Here is a 2,792-nt window from a genome sequence, read left to right on the forward strand (position 1 = left end):
CCTTCCCGGCAGACGGTCACGGTTCACCGTGCAGGGGGCTCCCAGGGAGTGTGCAGGGGGTTGCCAGGGACCGGTGGTGCACTGGGAGGGCGAGGAGAGGAGCGGGGCATGGGCTGGTTCAGCCGGCGGCCGCGGGCCGCCGAGGGCGCGGTGACGAAACTCGACCGGGAGGCGACCCGGGAGGACCTGGCGGCGCTGGAGGCGTTCGTGACCAGCCGCCGTGGCGTGGAGTTCTACCTGGAACCGGAGACCACGGCGACGGACACCACGGTGGTCGCGATCGCCCACGACGGCGAGTGGATCCGCCGCCGGACCGGCACCCCGCGGGCCGCCGGGGCGATCGCCCGCAAGCACGCGGTGCCGCTGTACGAGGCGGCCCGCACCGGCTACCCGGAGCGGATGCGGGCCTGGAACCGGGCCCACCCGGAGCGGCGCGCCCGCTGAGCGGGGATCAGCCCGCGGCGGCGACCGCCGCCCGCGCCTCGGCCAGCGTCATCGGCGGCTCGTGACTGGCCACGTACCACTGGACGTCGTCGGTGAGCAGCCGGCGCACCAGGGCGAGGTCGGGCCGGTCCGCCGGGGTGCGCAGGTGCGCCGGCGGCGGGTAGTAGGCGTCGCCGAGCAGCAGCACCCCCGAGTCCGGCACGGTCACCACCGTGGAGTCCGGCGCGTGGTTGCCCCCGACGTGCCGCACCCGTACGCCCACCGGCAGCTCCAGCTCATCGGTCAAGGTCCGGGTGGGCGGCAGCACCGCGAAGCCCTCCCACGAGTCGACCGCCAGCGCCCGGGCCCGGAAGCTCGGGCCGAGCCGAGGGTTGGCCCGCACCTGCTCGCGCAGGTACCGGTGGCTCCACGGCCGGTCGGCCTCCTCGCGCAGCAGCCGCTCGCCGGCGACGTGCCCGACGATCTCCACGTCCGGCCAGGCGCAGGCGCCCCAGACGTGGTCCCAGTGGTGGTGGGTGTAGACCAGCCAGCGTGGCGGCGGCAGCCCGGCGGCGCGCAGCGCGGCCTGGATCTCCCGGGCGTGCGCGGGGCTCTGCCCGGCGTCGATCAGCACGCTGCCCCGGTCGTCGGCGACCAGCGCGACGCCGGCCTGCACGGCCGCCGGATCCGGGTCGCCGGGGCAGCGCCAGACTCGCCCGGCCAGGTGCTCGAACCTCATGTCGATGATGGCGACACCTCCTCGGACGGTGCGGGACAGGGGTGCCCCGTCAAGATCCTAAACCCCGTCGGCGGTCGGGCTTCCGGCACGTCGACCGCGTCCGGCGGCATCGGCTCCTCGTGCGGCGGAGCACTGTGGATCCCCGGCGGTGGGAGCGGATCGACGGCGAGGCGGTGCGGCGAGGGCGCGTTGACCGGTGCCCGACGGTGTGGCAGCATTCGCGGCCTGACGGCAGTGAAGGAAGCCGGTGCGATTCCGGCGCGGTCCCGCCACTGTCACCGGGGAGCGATCCCCCCTCGTGAGTCACGGCCGTGCGTGCGCGGTTGGAAGGCCGGGGGTGAGCGTCGATCCGGGAGCCAGGATACTTCGGCCGTCGGGAGTTGACCCCAGGGCGTGGACACCCGAGGAGGACCCGATGACGCACCGCGTCTCCATCGTCGACGGCGACCGCCGTACCCGGCCCGGCCGCGACCGCGCACCCGCGCCCTCCCGCTCCGCCGCGCCCGCCCCGGGCCGCCGCGCCGTCGTTCACCGCTGAGTTCCGCACGCTGCCTCCCGGCACCGGCCCGCCGCCGGTGAACCGGTCGCCGGCGGCGCCTGCCCGCTGAACCAGCACCCGCCCCGCCGTGCCCGGCCGCCTCCGTCGACCGGGCGGGCGTCACTGTCCGGAGCCACCCGTGCGTATCCTGCTGCTCTCCACCGCCGACACCGACCTGCTCGCCGCCCGGGCCAGCGGCGCCGACTACCGGCTGGCCAACCCGGCCCGGGTCGCCGCCGACGCCGTACCCGCGCTGCTCGACGGCGTCCACCTCGCGGTCGTACGCCTGCTCGGCGGCCGGCAGGCGTGGCCGGACGGCCTGGCCACGGTGCTCGCCTCCGGCGTGCCGACTGTGGTGCTCGGCGGCGAGCCGGTGCCGGACGCGGAGCTGATGGCCGCCTCCACCGTGCCGTCCGGAGTGGCCACCGAGGCGCTGGCCTACCTGGTCGAGGGCGGGCCGGCCAACCTCGCCCAGCTGGCCCGGTTCCTCTCCGACACCGTGCTGCTCACCGGCGAGGGCTTCGCCCCGCCCGCACCCACCCCGGCCCACGGTGGGTACGGCGAGGAGGAGGGGGAGCTGCGCCCGCAGCTGCTCGACCGGTTCGGGCTCACCGTCGAGGTGGACGCCAGCCGGGACCCGGCCGTCCGGGTCGAGGTGGTCCGCCGCCGGCTCGCCGCGGACGCCGATCCGGTCGGCTTCGCCGCCCGCTGGGCCGCCGCCGACGCGGAGATCGCCCGCCGGGTGGCGGTCGCCCGGCGGCGGCCGGACGGCGTGCGGCTGCCCGACGCCGCGCTGCGCCAGATCGCCGAGGTCTGCGCCGCCTTCGACGTGGACGGGATGCGCGCAGACATCGTCACCGCCCGCACCGCGCTCGCGCACGCCGCCTGGCACGGCCGGGACGCGGTCACCGTCGCCGACGTCCGGGTGGCCGCCCGGCTGGCGCTGCCGCACCGCCGCCGCCGCGACCCGTTCGACACTCCCGGCCTGGACGAGCAGCGCCTCGACGAGGCCCTGGACCGGGCCGGCGGCGACGACCCGGACGACGACCAGGGGGGTTCCGGCGGCCCCGACGGCGGTCCGGACTCCGACCC

General features: G+C 77.2%; 2 protein-coding genes, 1 pseudogene and 1 riboswitch. Of the genes and pseudogenes, 2 read left to right on the forward strand and 1 reads right to left on the reverse strand.

The window, feature by feature from the left end; genetic code table 11:
- Positions 1 to 108 precede the first annotated feature (108 nt).
- A complete protein-coding gene (locus DLJ47_RS33990) occupies positions 109 to 444 on the forward strand; it encodes a hypothetical protein (RefSeq protein WP_088994030.1) in 336 nt (111 codons plus the stop codon).
- A 7-nt stretch (positions 445 to 451) separates the two neighbouring features.
- Here DLJ47_RS33990 and DLJ47_RS33995 read toward each other — a convergent pair whose 3' ends face one another.
- Entirely contained in the window at positions 452 to 1,162 is a 711-nt protein-coding gene (locus DLJ47_RS33995; RefSeq protein WP_109906303.1) for an MBL fold metallo-hydrolase, read from the reverse strand.
- Positions 1,163 to 1,349: 187 nt separating this feature from the next.
- A riboswitch (cobalamin riboswitch) is annotated at positions 1,350 to 1,551 on the forward strand.
- 288 nt (positions 1,552 to 1,839) lie between these two features.
- Between DLJ47_RS33995 and DLJ47_RS37395 the strand changes: the two are divergent.
- Positions 1,840 to 2,792 (forward strand): annotated as a pseudogene (locus DLJ47_RS37395) (hypothetical protein); the annotation flags it as partial.

Origin of the sequence: Micromonospora sp. S4605, from assembly GCF_003176715.1 — a bacterium.
GTDB classification, from domain to species: domain Bacteria; phylum Actinomycetota; class Actinomycetes; order Mycobacteriales; family Micromonosporaceae; genus Micromonospora; species Micromonospora echinaurantiaca.